17 protein-coding genes are annotated in these 19,031 nt (G+C 72.8%); 9 read left to right on the top strand and 8 right to left on the bottom strand.

Annotated elements, in window-relative coordinates; all coding sequences use genetic code 11:
* Positions 1–35: 35 nt before the first annotated feature.
* On the top strand, positions 36–1,559 hold the full coding sequence (locus ACZ66Z_RS14855) for a hypothetical protein (protein WP_469934372.1): 1,524 nt from the start codon (positions 36–38) through the stop codon (positions 1,557–1,559).
* A gap of 72 nt (positions 1,560–1,631) precedes the next feature.
* On the opposite strand, the gene ACZ66Z_RS14850 is transcribed toward ACZ66Z_RS14855, so the two are convergent.
* Positions 1,632–1,988 carry an iron-sulfur cluster assembly accessory protein gene (locus ACZ66Z_RS14850; RefSeq protein WP_073806813.1) on the bottom strand — a complete coding sequence of 119 codons (357 nt, stop codon included), beginning with the start codon at positions 1,986–1,988 and terminating at the stop codon, positions 1,632–1,634.
* Between the two features lie 228 nt (positions 1,989–2,216).
* Between ACZ66Z_RS14850 and nadA the strand changes: the two genes are divergently transcribed.
* On the top strand, positions 2,217–3,425 hold the full coding sequence (gene nadA / locus ACZ66Z_RS14845) for a quinolinate synthase NadA (RefSeq protein WP_469934371.1): 1,209 nt from the start codon (positions 2,217–2,219) through the stop codon (positions 3,423–3,425).
* Between the two features lie 99 nt (positions 3,426–3,524).
* Here the strand turns inward: nadA and ACZ66Z_RS14840 are convergent, their stop codons facing one another.
* From ACZ66Z_RS14840 to ACZ66Z_RS14820, 5 genes are all read right to left on the bottom strand, one after another.
* A complete protein-coding gene (locus ACZ66Z_RS14840) occupies positions 3,525–6,656 on the bottom strand; it encodes an efflux RND transporter permease subunit (RefSeq protein WP_469934370.1) in 3,132 nt (1,043 codons plus the stop codon).
* A 177-nt stretch (positions 6,657–6,833) separates the two neighbouring features.
* Positions 6,834–7,526 (bottom strand): response regulator, encoded by a 693-nt coding sequence (locus tag ACZ66Z_RS14835; protein ID WP_469934369.1) that lies wholly within the window; start codon positions 7,524–7,526, stop codon positions 6,834–6,836.
* Positions 7,523–8,767, bottom strand: coding sequence for a sensor histidine kinase (locus tag ACZ66Z_RS14830; protein WP_469934368.1), 1,245 nt, complete (start codon positions 8,765–8,767; stop codon positions 7,523–7,525). Before ACZ66Z_RS14830 ends, ACZ66Z_RS14835 begins: the two co-directional genes overlap by 4 nt.
* Positions 8,768–9,064: 297 nt before the next feature.
* The gene (gene pspAA, locus ACZ66Z_RS14825; protein ID WP_469934367.1) at positions 9,065–9,343 is read right to left on the bottom strand and encodes a PspA-associated protein PspAA; all 279 of its coding nucleotides are present in this window, start codon (positions 9,341–9,343) and stop codon (positions 9,065–9,067) included.
* Positions 9,344–9,362: 19 nt separating this feature from the next.
* The gene (locus ACZ66Z_RS14820; RefSeq protein WP_469934366.1) at positions 9,363–10,160 is read right to left on the bottom strand and encodes a PspA/IM30 family protein; all 798 of its coding nucleotides are present in this window, start codon (positions 10,158–10,160) and stop codon (positions 9,363–9,365) included.
* A gap of 274 nt (positions 10,161–10,434) precedes the next feature.
* On the opposite strand from ACZ66Z_RS14820, the gene ACZ66Z_RS14815 reads away from it, so the two are divergent.
* The 3 genes from ACZ66Z_RS14815 (at position 10,435) to ACZ66Z_RS14805 (ending at position 13,041) form a co-directional block, all read left to right on the top strand.
* Positions 10,435–11,040 (top strand): DUF3043 domain-containing protein, encoded by a 606-nt coding sequence (locus ACZ66Z_RS14815; protein ID WP_469934365.1) that lies wholly within the window; start codon positions 10,435–10,437, stop codon positions 11,038–11,040.
* Positions 11,041–11,105: 65 nt separating this feature from the next.
* Positions 11,106–11,882 (top strand): class I SAM-dependent methyltransferase, encoded by a 777-nt coding sequence (locus ACZ66Z_RS14810; RefSeq protein ID WP_469934364.1) that lies wholly within the window; start codon positions 11,106–11,108, stop codon positions 11,880–11,882.
* A gap of 76 nt (positions 11,883–11,958) precedes the next feature.
* Entirely contained in the window at positions 11,959–13,041 is a 1,083-nt protein-coding gene (locus ACZ66Z_RS14805) for a S1C family serine protease (RefSeq protein WP_469934363.1), read from the top strand.
* A gap of 67 nt (positions 13,042–13,108) precedes the next feature.
* Here ACZ66Z_RS14805 and ACZ66Z_RS14800 read toward each other — a convergent pair whose 3' ends face one another.
* Positions 13,109–13,315 (bottom strand): hypothetical protein, encoded by a 207-nt coding sequence (locus ACZ66Z_RS14800; RefSeq protein WP_024758380.1) that lies wholly within the window; start codon positions 13,313–13,315, stop codon positions 13,109–13,111.
* A gap of 91 nt (positions 13,316–13,406) precedes the next feature.
* Between ACZ66Z_RS14800 and ACZ66Z_RS14795 the strand changes: the two genes are divergently transcribed.
* From ACZ66Z_RS14795 to ACZ66Z_RS14780, 4 genes are all read left to right on the top strand, one after another.
* Positions 13,407–14,609, top strand: a complete 1,203-nt coding sequence (locus tag ACZ66Z_RS14795; RefSeq protein WP_469934362.1) for a bifunctional adenosylcobinamide kinase/adenosylcobinamide-phosphate guanylyltransferase — start codon at positions 13,407–13,409, stop codon at positions 14,607–14,609.
* Positions 14,610–14,657: 48 nt separating this feature from the next.
* Positions 14,658–15,734, top strand: a complete 1,077-nt coding sequence (gene cobT / locus ACZ66Z_RS14790) for a nicotinate-nucleotide--dimethylbenzimidazole phosphoribosyltransferase (protein ID WP_469934361.1) — start codon at positions 14,658–14,660, stop codon at positions 15,732–15,734.
* Positions 15,735–15,839: 105 nt separating this feature from the next.
* Complete coding sequence (locus tag ACZ66Z_RS14785) at positions 15,840–17,603, top strand: phosphatidylglycerol lysyltransferase domain-containing protein (protein WP_469934360.1); 1,764 nt, start codon at positions 15,840–15,842, stop codon at positions 17,601–17,603.
* Positions 17,600–18,310 carry a hypothetical protein gene (locus tag ACZ66Z_RS14780; protein ID WP_469934359.1) on the top strand — a complete coding sequence of 237 codons (711 nt, stop codon included), beginning with the start codon at positions 17,600–17,602 and terminating at the stop codon, positions 18,308–18,310. Before ACZ66Z_RS14785 ends, ACZ66Z_RS14780 begins: the two co-directional genes overlap by 4 nt.
* Here the strand turns inward: ACZ66Z_RS14780 and ACZ66Z_RS14775 are convergent.
* Positions 18,250–19,014 (bottom strand): hypothetical protein, encoded by a 765-nt coding sequence (locus tag ACZ66Z_RS14775; RefSeq protein ID WP_469934358.1) that lies wholly within the window; start codon positions 19,012–19,014, stop codon positions 18,250–18,252. The two genes, ACZ66Z_RS14780 and ACZ66Z_RS14775, sit on opposite strands and share 61 nt — an antisense overlap.
* Positions 19,015–19,031: the final 17 nt, after the last annotated feature.

Raw genomic sequence — 19,031 nt, 5'->3', positions numbered from 1 at the left:
CCATCGGCGTCCGGTCGAGACGAGGGAGCGTTGCGGTGAGCGGTACGGAGAACGTGCGGAGGCGGCGGAACGTCCTGGCCGCCTCGGTGGCGGCGGGTGTCCTGCTCGCCGGGGGCGGTGGCGTCTATCTGGCCGCCACGGCGTCCGGCGGGGCCACGCCGGCCGGGGCGGCCGGGAAGGCCGCCGACGCGGCCGGGTCGCCGCCGCCCCTGGCCCTGGAGGCCGGTGGCGGCGTTGCGGGCGGCGGAACGGACGGCGGTCCCGGGATCGCCCCCGGTGAGCCGGATCCGAGCGGCGGCGCGCACGGGACGGTCTACAAGTCCAAGGGCCCACTCCCCCAAGGGCCCTCCTCGGCCGCGGTCCACCGGCCCGAGGGCCTGGTCACCTCGGCGGAGGTGACCAGGCTGGCCGAGGTGCTCGGGATCGAGGGCCGGCCCGTGGCGGTCGGGGACGTCTGGACGATCCGGCCGGAGAAGGACGGTCGGGGTCCGCGCCTGGACGTGGCGAAGGCGGCCCCGGGGAACTGGACGTACTCCTGGTACGACGGCGGCCCGGTCGGCGACGCCTGCCTCAAGGGCAGGGCGTGCCCCCCGCCGGGAGAGGCGCGGCCCCCGCGCGGCGGTTCGCCGGTGAGCGAGGCGGCGGCGAAGGCGGCGGCCGCCCCCGTCCTGAAGGCCCTGGGCCAGGACGACGCGAAGGTGACGGCGACCCAGGTGATCAACGGTTCGGTACGGGTGGTCAACGCCGATCCGGTGGTGGACGGGCTGCCGACCCACGGCTGGTCGACGGGGCTCCAGATCGGTCCGGACGGCCGGGCGGTGGCCGGGAGCGGGACGCTGAAGGAGCCGGTGAAGGGTGACACGTACCCGGTGATCGGGGCGGCGAAGGCGCTCGCGGAGCTGAACGAGGACGCGAAGGGCACCGGCCCGGTCGGCATCGGCGGCTGTGCGACGGACCCGCCGGCCGGGGTCGAGGGAAGCGGCGGGGGCGGCACCGCGCCGGTCGACGGGAGCGGGAAGGTCGGCCCCGCGCCGGTCGACGGGAGCGGGAGGACCGACCCGGCCGCGCCCTGCCGGTCCGCCGTGGACACGGCTCCGCCGACCGAGGTCCCGGTGACGGGCGCGGTGTTCGGTCTGGCCGCGCAGGACGTGGCGGGCGAGCGGGTGCTCGTACCGGCGTGGTTGTTCACGGCGGACCCGGTGGACGCGGCGCCGTACACGGTGACGGAGACGGCGGTCGCCCCGGAGTACCTGGCGCCGCCGGTGAAGCCCTCGCCGGACGAGGGCACGGCGCCGGCCCGGCGGATCGAGTCGTACCGGGCGGCGGAGGACGGCCGGAAGCTGTCGGTCACCTTCTGGGGCGGGGTGTGCAGCACGTACACCGCGAAGGCGGTGGAGTCGCCGGAGGAGGTGGCCGTGCGGATCGACGAGAAGTCCGACCCCGGGCGGGCGTGCATCGCGGTCGCCAAGGAGATCACGCTGACCGTGGAGCTCCGGGGTCCGCTGGGCGGGCGGCCGGTGGTCGACGCGGCGAGCGGGCAGCCGGTGCCGGGGCGCTGACGGCCCCCGGACACGAGTGAGGGCGGCGGCCCCGGGCATTCCCGGGGCCGCCGCCCTCACGCACGCACAGACTCAGCTGAACGAGTCGCCGCAGGCGCAGGAGCCCGTGGCGTTCGGGTTGTCGATGGTGAAGCCCTGCTTCTCGATCGTGTCGACGAAGTCGATCGACGCGCCGCCGAGGTACGGGGCGCTCATGCGGTCGGTCACGACCTTGACGCCGTCGAAGTCCTTCACGACGTCGCCGTCGAGCGAGCGCTCGTCGAAGAACAGCTGGTAACGCAGGCCGGAGCAGCCGCCGGGCTGAACGGCGACGCGCAGGGCCAGGTCCTCGCGGCCTTCCTGTTCGAGGAGGGCCTTGACCTTGGCCGCGGCGGCGTCGGACAGGAGGATGCCGTCGCTGACAGTGGTCTTCTCGTCCGATACGGACATCTGCTTCTCTCCCGGTGTGTACGGAGACTGCTTGCCGACGGTTGCAACCGACGGTGCCCCGGATTCATTCCGGGCCGAGTGGGGTCTTCCCTCTTTCATGCTCGCACACCCCGTCCGGGAGCGCGGACAGCGAATTCGTCACATCGACACTATGGACATCGTCCCCGGGGCGCGAAGCGGGTTATGATAGATAGCGTCATTTCGACGAAAAGGCTCCCCGAAGAAAGGGTGCGTGACGTGACCACGGCCCAACCCCGTCATGAACTCGACGTCCAGCCGACGCCGCTCGCCCTGCTCCTGCTCGGTCGCGAGGCCGACCCGAAGAGCGAGCGCGGCGTGGAGTGTCCCGGCGATCTGCCGTCGCCCTCCGACCCGGACCTCGTGGAGCGCGCCCGCGCCGCGAAGGAGAAGCTCGGGGACAAGGTCTTCGTGCTCGGTCACCACTACCAGCGCGACGAGGTCATCCAGTTCGCCGACGTGACCGGTGACTCCTTCAAGCTCGCGCGCGACGCCGCCGCCAAGCCCGAGGCCGAGTACATCGTCTTCTGCGGTGTGCACTTCATGGCCGAGTCCGCCGACATCCTCACCGGCGACGACCAGAAGGTCGTCCTGCCCGACCTCGCGGCCGGCTGCTCGATGGCCGACATGGCCACCGCCGAGCAGGTCGCCGAGTGCTGGGACGTGCTGACCGAGGCCGGCATAGCCGAGCAGGTCGTGCCCGTCTCGTACATGAACTCCTCGGCCGACATCAAGGCCTTCACCGGCAAGCACGGGGGCACGATCTGCACCTCGTCCAACGCCGAGCGGGCCCTGAACTGGGCCTTCGAGCAGGGGGAGCCCGGCACGACGAAGGTGCTCTTCCTGCCGGACCAGCACCTGGGCCGCAACACCGCCGTCCGCGACATGGGCATGTCCCTGGACGACTGCGTGCTGTACAACCCGCACAAGCCGAACGGCGGGCTCACCGTCGAGGAGCTGCGCGCCGCCAAGATGATCCTGTGGCGGGGCCACTGCTCGGTGCACGGCCGCTTCTCGCTGGACTCGGTCGAGGACGTGCGCGAGCGCGTCCCGGGCGTGAACGTGCTCGTCCACCCCGAGTGCAGGCACGAGGTGGTCGCCGCCGCGGACTACGTGGGCTCGACCGAGTACATCATCAACACCCTGGAGGCGGCCCCGGCCGGTTCCAAGTGGGCCATCGGCACGGAGCTGAACCTCGTCCGGCGGCTGGCGAACCGGTTCGCCGACCAGGACAAGGAGATCGTCTTCCTCGACAAGACGGTCTGCTTCTGCTCGACCATGAACCGCATCGACCTCCCCCACCTGGTGTGGACCCTGGAGTCCCTGGCCGAGGGCAACCTCGTCAACCAGATCCAGGTCGACAAGGAGACGGAGAGCTTCGCCAAGCTCGCCCTGGAGCGGATGCTGGCCCTGCCGTAACGGTTCTGCCGTAACGGTTCTCCCGTTCGTACGCCGGAAGGGGCGCCCCACGAGCTCGTGGGGCGCCCCTTCCTCGTGCCGTACGAGGACCCGTGCGGGTCAGACCGTGGCCGGCTCCTCCTTCGACTGCGGCGGGACCGGCGCCCCGCCGGACTTCGCCGCCCGCTTCGCCGCCTTCTTCTTCGCGCGGCGCTCCTTGCGGAGCTCCACCATCGCGTAGAGCGTCGGGACGAGGAGCAGGGTCAGCAGCGTCGAGGTGATCAGACCGCCGATCACCACCACCGCCAGCGGCTGGGCGATGAAGCCGCCCTCGCCGGTGATGCCGAGGGCCATCGGCAGCAGGGCGAAGATCGTCGCCAGGGCGGTCATCAGGATCGGGCGGAGCCGGTGCCGGCCGCCCTCGATCACCGCTTCGACGACGCCCAGGCCCTGCGCCCGGTACTGGTTGATCAGGTCGATCAGAACGATCGCGTTGGTGACGACGATGCCGATGAGCATCAGCATGCCGATCATCGCCGGGACGCCCATCGCCGTGCCGGTGGCCACGAGCAGGCCGATCGCACCGGTCGCCGCGAACGGGATCGAGACCAGCAGGATCAGCGGCTGGACCAGCGACCTGAAGGTCGCCACCAGGAGCATGAAGACGATCGCGACGGCCGCGAGCATCGCCAGGAACAGGTTGAGGAAGGCCTCGTTCTGGTCCTCGGAGACGCCGCCGATGGTCGCGGTGGCGCCCTCCGGCAGGTCGAGCGCGCTGATCTTCGACTGCAGGGAGGCGCTCACCGCGCCGGTGTTGTCACCGACCGGCTTGGCCGTGATCGTCGCGGCGCGCGCCCCGTCGATCCGGGTCATCGAGACCGGGCCGGGGACCAGCTCGACGGTGGCGACGTCGCCCAGCTTCACCGGGCCGAGCGGCAGCGCCCTGAGCGCGGCCAGGGTGGTGGCCGGGCGCGCCGAGGTGATCAGGACGTCCCGCTCGCTGTCGTCGAGGACCGCCTTGGCGGCCGGGGTGCCCCGGACGGCCTGGGCGACGACCGCGCCGAGCGAGGTGGTGTCGAAGCCGGCGTCGGCCGCCCTGGCGTTCGCCTTCACGGAGATCCGCGGGACGGACCGCGAGAGGTCGCTCTGGACGTCGGTGACGTCCTTCAGCCCGGCGATCGCGCCCCGGACCTGCTCGGAGGCCTTCTTGAGGACCTCCGGGTCGGCGGCCTTGACGACCACGCGCAGGTCCTGGGAGCCGAAGCCGTCGCCGGCGGCGATGGTGGTGTCGCCGGCCCCGTCGAGCGCGTCGAGGCCCTTCTCGATGGCGTCGCGCGTCTTCTCGTACGAGGCGGAGTCGTCCAGGCTCACCTTGTACGAGGCCTGGTTGGAGCCGGTGGCGCCGCCGAAGGCCGCCATGAAGCCGGAGGAGCCGACGGTGACCTGGTAGTCCTTGACGCCCTCGGTGTCCGCGAGGAGCTTCTCGATCTTCTTCGCGGCCTCGTCGGAGGCGCTCAGGCTGGTGCCGGGCTCCAGCTCCTGCTGGATGCTGAGCACCTCCTGCTCGCCCTGGTCGAAGAAGTTCGTCTTCAGGAACGGGGCCATGCCGAAGGTGACGACCAGGACGACGAGCGCGAGGGCCAGGCTCATGAGGCGGCGCCGGGTCGCGAACCGCAGGACCGGGACGTACAGGCGCTGGAGGCGGCTCTTCTCCTCCTTCTCCTCGGCCAGCCTGCGGGCCTCCGCCAGGTCCTCCGGGGTGCCCTTGGGGGCGCGCAGGAACCAGTACGAGAGCACCGGGACCACGGTCAGGGAGACGAGCAGCGAGGCGAGCAGGGCCGCCGTGACCGTCAGCGAGAACGAGCCGAACAGCTCGCCGATCATGCCGCCGGTCAGACCGATCGGCAGGAAGACGGCGACGGTGGTGAGGGTCGAGGAGGTGACGGCGCCCGCCACCTCGCGGACCGCGGTGAGGATGGCGCTCTGGCGCTCCTCGCCGTAGCCCAGGTGCCGCTTGACGTTCTCCAGGACCACGATCGAGTCGTCGACGACCCGGCCGATGGCGATGGTGAGCGCGCCGAGCGTCAGCATGTTCAGCGAGAGGTCCCGGGTCCACAGCACGATGAGGGCGAGGACGACCGAGAGCGGGATGGAGACCGCGGTCACCAGGGTCGAGCGGATCGACGCGAGGAAGACCAGGATCACCAGGACGGCCATGACGAGGCCGAGCGCGCCCTCAGTGGTCAGGCCGGAGACGGCCTTGGCGACGGCCGGTCCCTGGTCGGAGACCACGGTCAGCTCGGCGCCGGCGCCGAGGTCGCGGCGCAGCTCGGGCAGCTTCTTCTCGACGGCGTCGGAGATCGCGACGGCGCTGCCGTCCTTGTCCATGGTGGCGAACACGGCGAGGCTGGGCTTGCCGTTCGTCCGCGTGAGGGAGGTGCGCGGGGACTCCTCCTGCTTCACGGTGGCGACGTCGCCGAGGCGGACCGCCCTGCCCTTGCCGGGGACGGCCGCCGGGATGCGCAGGTCCTCGATCTGCCGCAGCGAGGTGTAGCCGCCGCCGACCTGGATCGTGCGGGACTTCCCGGCCTCCGCGAAGGCGCCGGCCGGCATCGTGGCGCCGCCGGAGCGCAGGGCCTCGGCGAGCCTCATCGTGTTGAGCCCGGCCGCGGCGAGCTTCCGCTCGTCCGGGGTGACGGAGACCTGGAGGTCCTGGGCGCCGCTGACGGAGACCTGGCCGACGCCCGCGATGTCCTCCAGGGCGGGCACGACGGTCCGCTCCAGCTGGTCGGCGAGGGCCTGCGGGTCCTTGTCCGAGGCGGCGGCGAGGACGACGGTGGGCATGTCGTCCGTCGAACCGGCGATCACCTGCGGGTCGACCGTGTCGGGCAGCTGGGCGCGGGCCCGGTTCACGGCCTGCTGGACGTCGGCGACGAGCTGCTTCGTCGACTCGTCGCCGTAGTCGAAGGAGGCCATGACGACGGCCATGCCCTCGGAGGCGGTGGAGGTGACCGACTTGAGGCCGTCGACGGCCTTGAGGTTGTCCTCCAGCGGCTCGACGACCTGCTTCTCGACCACATCGGGAGAGGCGCCCTGGTACGGGGCGAGGACCGAGACCATGGGCAGCTCGATCGAGGGGAACAACTGCTGCTTCAGCTGCGGGATCGCGATCGCCCCGAACACGATCGCGACGATGGACATCAGCCCGATCAGGGCCCGTTGCGCGAGGCTGAATCTGGACAGCCAGGACATGGGGTCTCTCTTCTGTGGCGTACTCGTCGACAGGCGGGAGCAGCCAAGACCCCGGCCCGGACCCGGTGGATCCGCCGGAGGTGCCCCCCACTCATACGATCTGCCATCCCCGGCCGGAAATCCTCGGCCCCCGGGCCCAGATCCTTATGCCGCGCATACCGCGTCTGGAGTACGCGCTCACTCCACCCGGGGGCGTACGAGACCGGACTCGTAGGCGGTGACCACCAGCTGGGCCCGGTCGCGGGCGCCGAGCTTGGCCATGGTCCGGTTGACGTGCGTCTTCACGGTGAGCGGGCTGACGTCGAGCCGCTCGGCGATCTCGTCGTTCGACAGGCCGCCCGCGACGAGGACGAGGACCTCGCGCTCCCGGGCGGTGAGCGCGGAGAGCCGCTCGGTGCGGGCGCCGCCGACCGCGTCGCCGGTGTCCGCGTCCCGGCCGCCCTGCGCGAGGAAGGAGGCGATCAGGCCCTTGGTGGCGGCCGGGGACAGCAGCGCCTCTCCGGCGTGGGCGATCCGGATCGCGCCGAGCAGCTCCTCCGGCTCGGCGCCCTTGCCGAGGAAGCCGGAGGCGCCGGCGCGCAGCGACTGCACGACGTACTCGTCGACCTCGAAGGTGGTCAGCATGACGATCCGTACGTCGGCCAGCTCGGGATCCGCCGTGATCGTCCGGGTGGCGGCGAGGCCGTCGGTGCCCGGCATGCGGATGTCCATCAGCACGACGTCGGGCCGCGTGGAGCGGGCCAGCGCGACCGCCCCGTCGCCGTCGGGCGCCTCCCCGACGACCTCCATGTCGGGCTCGGAGTCCACGAGGACCTTGAAGGCGCTGCGGAGCAGGGCCTGGTCGTCGGCGAGCAGTACGCGAATGGTCATGCGCGGTCCTCCCCCGTGCGGGACGTCACCGGCAGTATCGCCTGGACGCGGAAGCCGCCGCCGTAACGGGGGGCCGCGGTGAGGGTGCCGCCGAGCGCGCCGACCCGCTCGCGCATGCCGAGCAGCCCGTGGCCGCCGACCGGGGGCCGCTCGACGGCCTGCGGCGGGACGGTCCGGGGGGCACCGTCGTCGAGGACGGTGATCTCGACCGTACGGCCCACCCGGACGATGCTCACCTCGGCCTTCGCGTCCGGCCCCGCGTGCTTGCGCACGTTGGTCAGGGCCTCCTGCACGATCCGGTACGCGGCGAGGTCGACGGTCGCCGGCAGCGTCAGGCCCTCGTCGGCGCGGGCCAGGGCGACGGGGAGGCCGGCCTTGCGGAAGCTGTCGAGCAGCCCGTCGAGGACCGCGAGGCCCGGGGCGGGCTCGGTGGGGGCCTCCGGGTCGCCGGACTGGCGCAGCAGGCCGACGGTGGCGCGCAGTTCGTCCAGGGCGGAGCGGCTGGCCTCGCGGACGTGCGCGAGGGCCTCCTTGGCCTGGTCGGGGCGCTTGTCCATGACGTGGGCGGCGACCCCGGCCTGCACGTTCACCAGCGCGATGTGGTGGGCGACGACGTCGTGCAGGTCGCGGGCGATCCGCAGCCGCTCCTCGGCGACCCGCCGCCCGGCCTCCTCCTCGCGGGTCCGTTCGGCCCGCTCGGCCCGCTCCCGGATGGCGTCCACGAAGGCCCTGCGGCTGCGGACGGCGTCCCCGGCCGCCGCCGCCATCCCGGTCCAGGCGAAGACGCCGAGGTTCTCCTGGGCGTACCAGGGGGTCGGGCCGAAGGCCATGGCCGCGGCGGTGAGCGCGGCCATCGTGGCGAGGCCGACCCGCCAGGTGGTGGGCCGGTCGGTGCGGGAGGCGACCGTGTAGAGCGCGACGACGGCGCTCATCGCGATCGGGGCGGGCCGGTTCTCGTCGACCAGCTCGACGAGGCTGATCGCCACGGTGAAGGAGAGCACCGCGAAGGGGTTCCGCCGGCGCCACACCAGGGCGACGGCGCCCGCGATCATGATGAGCACGCTCCACACGTCGGGGGTGCGGTCCCCGAAGGTCGGCCCGTCCGGGCTGCCGTGCGGGTCGGTGAACGACCCGGCGACCATGGCGACGAGCGAGCCGGCGGCGATCACCGCGTCGAAGGCGAGCGGATGCGCGCGGAACCGGTCACGGAGGCGGGCGTGGAGGGTGCCGGTGGAGGTCACGGGAGACAACGGTACGGGGCGGCGCCCTGTGGGGCGGTGCGCTCCCGCCTCCCGGTGGGCCCGCCCGCCGTGTGGGCCGCGCCCGGCGGGGCGGTGCCCCCCGCCCGCCCCCGTTGTGGGCAATCATCCCGCTGGGCGAGGGGGTCCCCCAAGCTCTCGGCTTCGCTCGAGCAGGGGGGATCCCCTTCGCCCCAGCGGAACAGTTGCCCACAACGGGGGGGTGGGTGGGCGCAGCCCACAACGGGGGACCGGCGGGCGCAGCCCGCAGAGGGGTGGGCAACCCCTCGGCGGGAGGGGTCAGCCGGGGATGAGGCCGTTTTCGGAGAGCATCTCGCGGACCTCGTCCAGGCTCGCCTCCGGAGCCGGGAGGATCAGCTCCGAAGGCTCCAGCGCAGCGTCCGGCAGTGGCTCGCCGAGCCGCCGGACCGCGTCGAGGAGGGCGCACAGCGTGCGCCGGAACCCTTCCTCGTCCCCCGCCTGCATCTCTTCGAGCAGCTCGTCGTCGAGCCTGTTCAGCTCGACGAAGTGGCTGTCGGCCAGCTTCCACTGGCCCTCCCCCATGATCCGTACGATCATGACGCGTCCTGTCTGTCGCCTACTTCTCGAAGCGCGGGTGGGACTGCTGCTGGGTGCGGTCCTGCGGCGCGGCCGCGCCACCGCCCTCGATGGCCTGCTGCTGCGCCGAGGAGCCCCCGGCCAGCTCGGCCTTCATCCGCTGGAGCTCCAGCTCGACGTCCGTGCCGCCGGACAGCCGGTCCAGCTCCGCCTGGATGTCGTCCTTCGCGAGCCCGGACTGGTCGTCCAGGGCGCCCGAGGCGAGCAGCTCGTCGATCGCGCCCGCGCGCGCCTGGAGCTGGGCGGTCTTGTCCTCGGCCCGCTGGATCGCCAGGCCGACGTCGCTCATCTCCTCCGAGATGCCGGAGAACGACTCGGCGATCCGGGTCTGCGCCTGGGCCGCCGTGTAGGTCGCCTTGATGGTCTCCTTCTTGGTGCGGAAGGCGTCCACCTTGGCCTGGAGGCGCTGGGCGGCGAGGGTGAGCTTCTCCTCCTCGCCCTGCAGCGTCTGGTGCTGCACCTCCAGGTCGCTGACCTGCTGCTGGAGCGCGGCCCGCCGGGACAGCGCCTCGCGCGCCAGGTCCTCGCGGCCGAGCGCCAGCGCCTTGCGGCCCTGGTCCTCCAGCTTGGCGGACTGGCCCTGCAGCTGGTTCAGCTGGAGTTCGAGCCGCTTGCGGGAGGTGGCGACGTCGGCGACGCCCCGCCGCACCTTCTGCAGCAGCTCCAACTGCTTCTGGTAGGAGTAATCGAGCGTCTCGCGCGGATCCTCGGCCCGGTCAAGGGCCTTGTTCGCCTTCGCGCGGAAGATCATCCCCATACGCTTCATGACACCGCTCATGGGCTTCGCGCGCCCCCTTCTGACGGACTTCGGCTCCAGCTCTTCGACAGGATCCACAGTACGGGCCCTGTCTCCATTACCGCACTGTTCGGAGCGGGATGCGCTCCTCCCCAAGGACGACTGCGGGCGGTGCTCCCTCCCGCGCAGGGAGTAGGTGGGTCTCGGGGGAGACCGCGCCCGTCCTCACGTACGTACGCCCGAAGACGCCGTCTGTTAGCGGATCGTTCCCGGCCCGCACGAGGTTCATGCCCGCCACCCCGTACCCTTGGGTTTTGTGTTCCGTAGCCGTTCGAAGGACGAGAAGGCCCCCACCGACAAGGTGACGGCGGACCTCTCCACCAAGCAGCCCCGCGACCCCGAGGCCCCCAAGGGCCGCCCGACCCCGAAGCGGAGCGACGCGCAGTCCCAGCGCCGGCGCGCCGCGACGGTGCCGACCGACCGCAAGGAGGCCGCCAAGCGCCAGCGCGACGCACGCCGCTCGGACCTGGCCCGGCAGCGCGAGGCGCTGGCCAGTGGCGACGAGCGTTACCTGCCCGCCCGCGACAAGGGGCCGGTGCGCCGCTTCGTGCGCGACTTCGTCGACTCGCGGTTCGCGATCGCCGAGTTCTTCCTGCCGATGGCCGTGGTGATCCTCGTGCTGTCGCTGTTCGGCAACGCCAACCGGGCGCTGCAGAACATCTCCCTGCTGCTGTGGCTCGGTGTGATCATCCTGATCGTCATCGACTCGATCGGCATCTGGCTCCGTCTGCGGAAGCAGCTGAACGAGCGCTTCCCGAACGAGCCGAAGCGCGGTGCCATCGCGTACGGCCTGATGCGCACGCTCCAGATGCGCCGACTGCGTCTGCCGAAGCCGCAGGTCAAGCGCGGAGAGCGACCCTGAGCGCCGACAGCTCGGAGTTCGACGGGCGCGCGTTCGGCGAGGCCACGTCGAGGTCGGGCGGCCCGGTGCTGCCCGTCGTCGCGCACTGGCCCGCCGGTCCCGGCGGGCTGCGCGACACCATCCGGCAGGAGATCGTCGCCCGTCAGCTCGACGAGCAGATAACCGCCCGCTATCCCGTGGGCCAGCGCCTGCGGATCCTCGACGCGGGCATGGGGCAGGGCGTCCAGGCCCTGCGCCTCGCCCGGGCCGGGCACACCGTGACCGGTCTGGAGGCCGATCCGGAGCTCCTCAAGGCGGCGCGGGAGTCGCTGGCGACGGAGCCCGCCGGGATCCGTGAGCGGGTCCGGCTGATCGAGGGCGACGGGCGCGAGACCGGGGTGCACTTCCTGCCCGGCAGTTTCGACGTGGTCCTCTGCCACGGCGTGCTGATGTACGCGGACGAGCCCGACGCGCTGCTCGCGGGCCTGGCCCGGATGCTGGCGCCCGGCGGCCTGCTGTCCCTGGTGGTACGGAACGCGGAGGCCCTGGCGATGCGGCCGGGGCTCGCCGGGGACTGGTCCGGGGCGCTCGGGGCCTTCGACTCCGACGTCTACACGGACGACAACGGCGTGAAGGTGCGGGCCGACCGGCTGGACGCGCTCACGGCGACGCTCGCGGGGATCGCGGCGCCGCTGCACGCCTGGTACGGGGTGCGGGTCTTCACGGACGACGTCCCCGCCGACGCGGGCCTGCCCGCCGCCGAGGAGCTGGAGCGGCTGCTCGCCGCCGAGGACCGGGCCGGGCGCACGGAGCCGTACCGGCGGCTCGCGGCGCTGCTGCACCTGTGCGGGGTGCGGGGCTGACCGAGCGGGGGGTCGCGCACCCCTGATCGGGTGCGCTCGCCGGGCCGGGGACGGGGCGCAATCGGATACTCCGGACATGGACGTCTCCCGTGCCCACGCCCGTGCCCGGGCCCGTCGTGCCCTCCTCCCCCTCACCGCCGGGGCCTGTGCCGTCGCGCTGGCCGGCGGTTGCACCTCCGCCGACGGGGGCGCGTCCGCTCCGGAGCGGTCCACCCGGGCGGCGGCGCCGCTCGCCGCCAACGAACTCCAGGACGACTACCGGGCCGTCATCAGGAACGTCCTGCCGTCCGTCGTGCAGATCGAGGCGGCGAACAGCCTCGGCTCCGGCGTCGTGTACGACGCCGAGGGGCACGTCGTCACCAACGCGCACGTGGTCGGCCAGGAGAAGGGCTTCAAGGTCACGGCGGCCACCGGCGGGCAGCCCGTGACCGCGCGGCTCGTCTTCTCGTATCCCGACCAGGACCTCGCCGTGCTCAAGCTGGACAGCGTGCCGCAGGGGGTGAGGGCGGCGAAGTTCGGCGACTCCGCCACCGTCGACATGGGGCAGATCGTGCTCGCGATGGGCTCCCCGCTGGGCCTGTCCGGCAGCGTGACCCAGGGCATCGTCTCGGCGACCGGCCGGACGGTCAGCGAGGGACGGACCGGCGGCGGCACCGGCGCGACCATCGGGAACATGGTCCAGACGTCGGCGGCGATCAACCCCGGGAACAGCGGGGGCGCCCTCGTGAACCTCGACAGCGAGGTCATCGGCATCCCCACGCTCGCCGCGACCGACCCCGAGCTGGGCGGCGGCTCGGCGCCCGGCATCGGTTTCGCGATCCCCGCGTCGATGGTGCGGACGATCGCGGACCAGATCGTCAGGAACGGCAGGGTGACGGACTCGGGGCGGGCGGCCCTCGACATCACCGGCCGCACGGTCCTGAACGACGGCTACGAACCGGCGGGCGTCGCGGTGGTCGAGGCGCCGGCGGACGGGGCGGCCGGGAGGGCGGGGCTGAAGCCGGGCGACGTGATCACGCGCCTCGGCGACGACGACGTCACGACGATCACGTCGCTCTCGGAGGCGCTGGCCTCGATGAAGCCGGGGGACGTGGTGACGGTGGGGTACGTGCGGGGCGGGGCGGCGCGCAAGGCGCGGGTCACCCTGGGCGAGATGTAGGACCCGACCGGTGCCGCGGGCGACGGGGCGCGGGGGGTGGCCCCGCGCCCCTTCGGCGCCCGGTGTTCTAGCCCTCCGCGTCGAGGGGCATCGGGCCGTAGATCTTCGCGCCGTCCTCCGAAAGGGTCACCTGGTCCGCGCCGCCGCCCAGGAGGTCACGCCAGTGCTCGCCGATCCAGCTCTCCGCGTCGCCCTGGGTGGTGAACTCCTCGGGGGTCACCACCGGCTCGACCTCCGTGCCGTCGGACTTCTCGAACCGCCACGTCCATGCCATGCAAGCCTCCTGAAGCTCACCGGATGATCGGTTTCCTGCCCGCAGCGTAGCCGGGCGCGCACGCCTCGCGGCGGCGCGGGAGGATCTGAGGGTGGAACTGACTCTGCTCGGCACCGGCGCCCCGCTCGGCCTCCCCCGTCCCGACTGCCCCTGCGCCGTGTGCGCGCGCTCCCGGGGGTCGCGCGCGCGGGCCGCGACCGCGCTCCTCGTGGACGGTGCGCTGCTGCTCGACCTGACCCCGGGGGCCGCCCTCGCCGCGGCCCGGTCGGGGCATTCGCTGGTGGGGGTGCGGCAGGTGCTGCTCACCCATCCGCACGACGGGCCGGCCGTCGAGGTGCCCGCCGGGCTTCCGACGGCCGGGCGGGTGCCGGACGGACGCGAGTTGACGCTGATCAGCGGGCACCGGGTGCGGGCCGTGCCGATGGACTCCCCGGGGACCGGGTACGAGGTGACCTCGGCCGACGGCGAGCGGCTGCTCTACCTGCCGCCGGGGGGCGCGCCCGCGGGGATCGCGGGCGAGCACCGCGATCCGTACGACATGGTCGTCGCCGATGTGACCGGGCGGCCCGACGGGCTGGCCCGGCTGCGGGCGGCCGGGGCGGTGGGCCCGGCCACCGAGGTGGTCGCGGTGCACCTGGACCACGACGTGCCGACGGGCGCCGAGCTGGACCGGCGGCTCGCGGCGGCGGGGGCGCGGGCGGTGCCGGACGGGACGACGCTGTACGTCGGCGACTACCACGAGCTGCCGGAGGTGCCCCGGCGGACCCTGGTGACGGGCGGGGCCCGGTCGGGGAAGTCGGTGGAGGCCGAGCGGCGCCTGGAGACCTTCCCCGAGGTGCTGTACGTGGCGACGGGCGGCACCCGGGAGGGCGACCCGGAGTGGGCCGAGCGGGTCGGGCTGCACCGGGAGCGGCGGCCCGGTTCGTGGCGCACGGCCGAGACCTGCGAGCTCGTGCCGCTGCTCGTGGAGGACGGTCCGGCGCTGCTCGTCGACTGTCTGTCGCTGTGGCTGACGGACGCCATGGACCGGGTGGGCGCGTGGGACGACGAGACCTGGGCGAACGGCGGGCGGGCGGCGCTGCGGGAGCGGACGGCGGAGCTGGTGGCGGCGGTGCGGGCGACGCGCCGCACGGTCGTGGCGGTGACGAACGAGGTCGGCTCCGGGGTGGTGCCGGCGACGGCGGCGGGCCGCCGGTTCCGGGACGAGCTGGGCCGGCTGAACGCGTCCTTCGCGGAGGAGTGCGAGGAGGTCGTCCTCGTGGTCGCGGGCCAGGCGCTCGTACTGCGCGGGTAGGGTTCCGATCGCTGATGGCCCTCGCTGACCTGTCACTAGGCGGAACCCTTGAACCTGGACGACTTCTCCGATCTGATCGAGCGCCCCGACGGCGGGATACGGCGTGACGCCGAGGAGCGCAGGGAGCGGCTGACCGTGCCGCCGGGGGCGCTCGGGCGGCTGGACGAACTGGGCGAGTGGCTGTCCGCGGCGCAGGCCTCGGTCGAGGTGCGGGCGATCGAGCAGCCGAAGGTCGTGCTGTTCGCGGGCGACCACGGGGTGGCCTCGCTCGACGTGTCGGGCCGCGCGGCGGGCACGGCGCACGAGCTGGTGCGCGCGGTGCTCGACGGGGCGAGCCCGGTGGCCGTCCTCGCCCGCTCGATGGACGTGCCGGTGCGGGTCGTGGACGCCGGTCTGGACTGCGACCCGGAGCTGCTGCCCGCCGAGGTGGTGCGGCACCGGGTGCGGCGCGGCAGCGGCCGGATCGACGTGGCGGACGCGCTGACGGTCGAGGAGACCGAGGCGGCGGTCCGGCTCGGCGTCGCGATCGCCGACGAGGAGGCGGACTCCGGCACCGATCTGGTGGTGCTCGGGGACCTGAGCGTCGGCGGGACGACCCCGGCGGCCACTTTGATCGCGGCGCTGTGCGGGACGGACGCCTCGGTGGTGACCGGTCGGGGCGGTGCCGGGATCGACGACCTGGCGTGGATGCGCAAGTGCGCGGCGATCCGGGACGCGCTGCGGCGGGCCCGGCCGGTCCTGGGCGACCAGCTGGAGCTGCTCGCGGCGGTCGGCGGGGCGGACCTGGCGGCGATGACCGGGTTCCTGCTGCAGGCCTCGGTGCGGCGGATGCCGGTGATCCTGGACGGCGTGGTGGGCGCGGCCTGTGCGCTGGTGGCGCAGCGGGCGGCGTTCCGGGCGCCGGACTGGTGGCTGGCGGGCCAGGTGAGCGGGGAGCCGGCGCAGGCGAAGGCCCTGGACCGGATGGCGCTCAACCCCCTGCTCGATCACGGCGTCCATGTGGGTGAGGGAACCGGGGCATTGCTCGCACTTCCCCTCGTTCAGGCCGCTGCGGCGTTCGCCGCGGAGCTGCCCGAGCGTCCGGACCCGAACACCGGCGAGGCCGACGGCGCCGCGGAGGCCTGAGCGCGGACGGAAGGGAACGGTCGCCTCCGGGGCGGTCGCGTGCGACGCGCGTGACCGCCCCGGGCGTCTCCATACCGCAAGCACTGCCCCATATGATCGCTTTTCATGGGAGAAGTCCGCTTGTCTGCCGATGCAGCACCCCGGAGCACGACCGCCCGTTCGCGGCGCGCCGCCGCCTTCGCCGTCTGGTACCTGCGTGTCGTCACGTTCATCAATTTCCTGAGCGCCGTGTGGGTCTCGTTCGGCAACGACCTGCGCCGCCACAACGAGGACGACTACTTCACCCCGTACATGCTCACCGCCGGCTTCGCCCCGGGCGTCTTCACGCTCTTCCTGGCGATCACCATGCGGCGCCGCAAGCGGGCCGCGTGGATCCTCAACCTGGTGCTCAGCGGGCTCTTCCTGCTGCTCTTCGCCCTCGTGATGCTCTTCCCGGAGATCCGGCAGCACGCGCAGAACTGGATCTCGCTGGGCCTCACCGCCGCGTTCGTCCTCGCGCTGCTGCTCGGGCGCAAGGAGTTCTACGCGAAGGGCGACCGCTCCAACCCCAGGCTCGCGGCCGGGGTGGCGGTCGGCGGACTGCTCGTCACCTCGCTGCTCGCCGCCCTCCTGGTGACCGTCACCAACGACTCCACCGGCCACTCCACCTTCCTCGAACGCTGGAAGTACGGCCTGATGCGGCTGGTCACGCTGGCCTCCGACGACTCCCGGTTCGCCGGGATCAACCCCCCGGGCTGGGTCGACGTCACCATCAACGTCCTGTCGACGCTGCTGCTCTTCGCGGTGCTCTTCGCCGCCTTCCGCTCCCGGCGTGCCGTCGACCCGCTGACCGAGGAGGACGAGGAGCGGCTGCGGCTCCTGCTCGACAAGCAGGGCGAGCGCGACTCGCTCGGCTACTTCGCGCTGCGCCGCGAGAAGAGCGTCGTGTGGTCGCCGAGCGAGAAGGCGGCCATCGCCTACCGGGTGGTCGGCGGCGTCTCGCTCGCCTCCGGCGACCCGATCGGCGACCCGGAGGCCTGGCCGGGCGCCATCGAGCCCTGGCTCGCCGAGGCGCGCGAGCACGGCTGGATCCCGGCGGTGATGGGCGCGAGCGAGGAGGCCGGGATGATCTACGCCCGGCACGGCCTGGACGCCCTGGAGCTGGGCGACGAGGCGATCGTGGAGACCGACGAGTTCACCCTGGACGGCCGGGCGATGCGGACGGTCCGACAGGCCTTCAACCGGGTCAAGCGGGCCGGGTACGAGGTCCGGATCCGGCGCCACGAGGAGATCCCCGCCGAGGAGATGGCCGAGCTGCTGCGCAAGGCGGACGACTGGCGGGACGGGGCCACCGAGCGCGGTTTCTCGATGGCGCTCGGCCGGCTGGGCGATCCCCGGGACGGCCGCTGCGTGATGCTGGAGTGCACCGACGCGCAGGGTGCGCTGCGGGCCGTGCTGTCCTTCGTCCCCTGGGGCCCGAAGGGGCTCTCGCTGGATCTGATGCGCCGTGACCGGGACTCCGAGAACGGCCTGATGGAGTTCATGGTCATCGAACTCCTCCAGCGGGCCAGGGAGATCGGGATCACTCAGGTCTCGCTCAACTTCGCGATGTTCCGCTCCGTCTTCGAACGTGGCTCGAAGCTCGGGGCGGGACCCGTGCTGCGCACGTGGCGTTCACTGCTCAGCTTCTTCTCCCGCTGGTGGCAGATCGAGTCGCTGTACCGCGCCAACGCCAAGTACCGACCGATCTGGGAGCCCCGATTCATGCTCTTCGAGAAGAGTGCGGACCTGCTGCGCATCGGCCTCGCCGCCGGGCGGGCCGAGGGCTTCCTGGAGGCCCCCGGTCTGCCGAAGTGGATGCACCGCAGGCACCTGGAGAGCGGGCGTTGAGAGCAGCCCTGCGGGATGTCGCCCGCCGCGAGTGGGGGCCGCTGTTCACCACCGTGCGGACGGCGCTCGTCACCAGGAGGTGGAGGGCGGTCCCGATGACGCTGGCCGCCGTCTGCCTGACCGCCCTGTTCCAGCTCGTGCAGAACCAGGACTGGGGCTACCAGCCGGTCCAGGACATCGGTTCCGTACGGGCCGAGGACCCCTTGTGGCTCGCGCTGCTGCGGACGCCGCCGTCGCTGTTCGTGCCCGCGCTCGACCTGCCCGTCTGGGGCGCCCTCGCGCAGGTCCTGCTGGTGTTCGGGATCGCCGAGATCTGCCTCGGGCGGTGGCGGACGCTCGCCGTCGCCTATCTGGCGACGCTGGCCGGCACGCTCTACGCGCGCGTGGGCATCGCCCTCGGCCCGGACGGTCCCTTCGGGCTGCCCGCCTCCGACGCGCAGGTCGTCGACACCGGCCCCTCGGCGGCCGTGGTGGGCCTGGCCGTCTACGTCTGCTGGCGGTACGGGGCGCGGTGGACGGCCGCGCTGGTGGTGCTCGCGATGGTGATCGAGGTGGCGGTCAAGGCGAACCTGGCGGGCAAGGAGCACATCGCGGCGATCGCCGCCGTCCTCGTCCTGATCGCGGTCCGGGCCCGGCGGGGGCGGGGTCAGGACGGCGTCGAGCCCCGGCCGGGCACGCGCTCCTGGAAGCCGCCGATCAGGTCCTGAAGGCGGCGGCGCACCTTGGTCCAGCGCTTGTCGTGACGGTAGGCACGGATCCGGGAGCGGGCCCTGGCGCGGTGGCGGCGGCCGTAGAGGCGCCGGGACCACCAGGAGCCGGGGCGGGCCAGCCGGACGGCGCCGATGATCGCCACGAACGGGATCAGGGTCCCGAACACGGCCATCCGGGCCTTCCCCTTCATCAGGGTGATCAGGACGATGAGGAAGTTCAGCGCGACGGTGAGGATGAAGGCCGCCCGGTCCTGGCGCTCCTCCGCCGTCATGTCGTCGACGCCGAGCGGCGAGAAGCCGCTCAGCGTCAGCAGGACCAGGGCCGCGGTGAGGACGACGACCTCGACGCTCTTGCGGCCCTCGTCCGTCCAGTACACGTCGTCGAGGTGGAGGATGAGCGCGAACTCGTCCAGGACGAGCCCGGCGCCGATCCCGAAGACGACGGCAAAGACGGCCGCGCCGACGCCGTGCCGGTCACTGGCCACCGCGCCGAATCCGCCGAGGACGGTGAGGACGACGCCCGGCACGACGTGATGGATGTGGACGCCCCCGGAGGAGACGTTCCGGAAGGGTCCCTTCCCCGCCCGGATGAGCCGGGTGACGGTACGGGTGACCAGGAATGTCAGGACGAAGGAGGTCAGAGCGAGCAGCGTCGGGAGCTTGCCCGGCTCGACGATGTTCCGGGAGAACCAGTGACCCATGCCACCCGCTTCCGATA

It is taken from the genome of Streptomyces sp. NPDC107498 (genome assembly GCF_055582805.1).
This window is presented reverse-complemented; position numbering and strand designations above follow the sequence as displayed.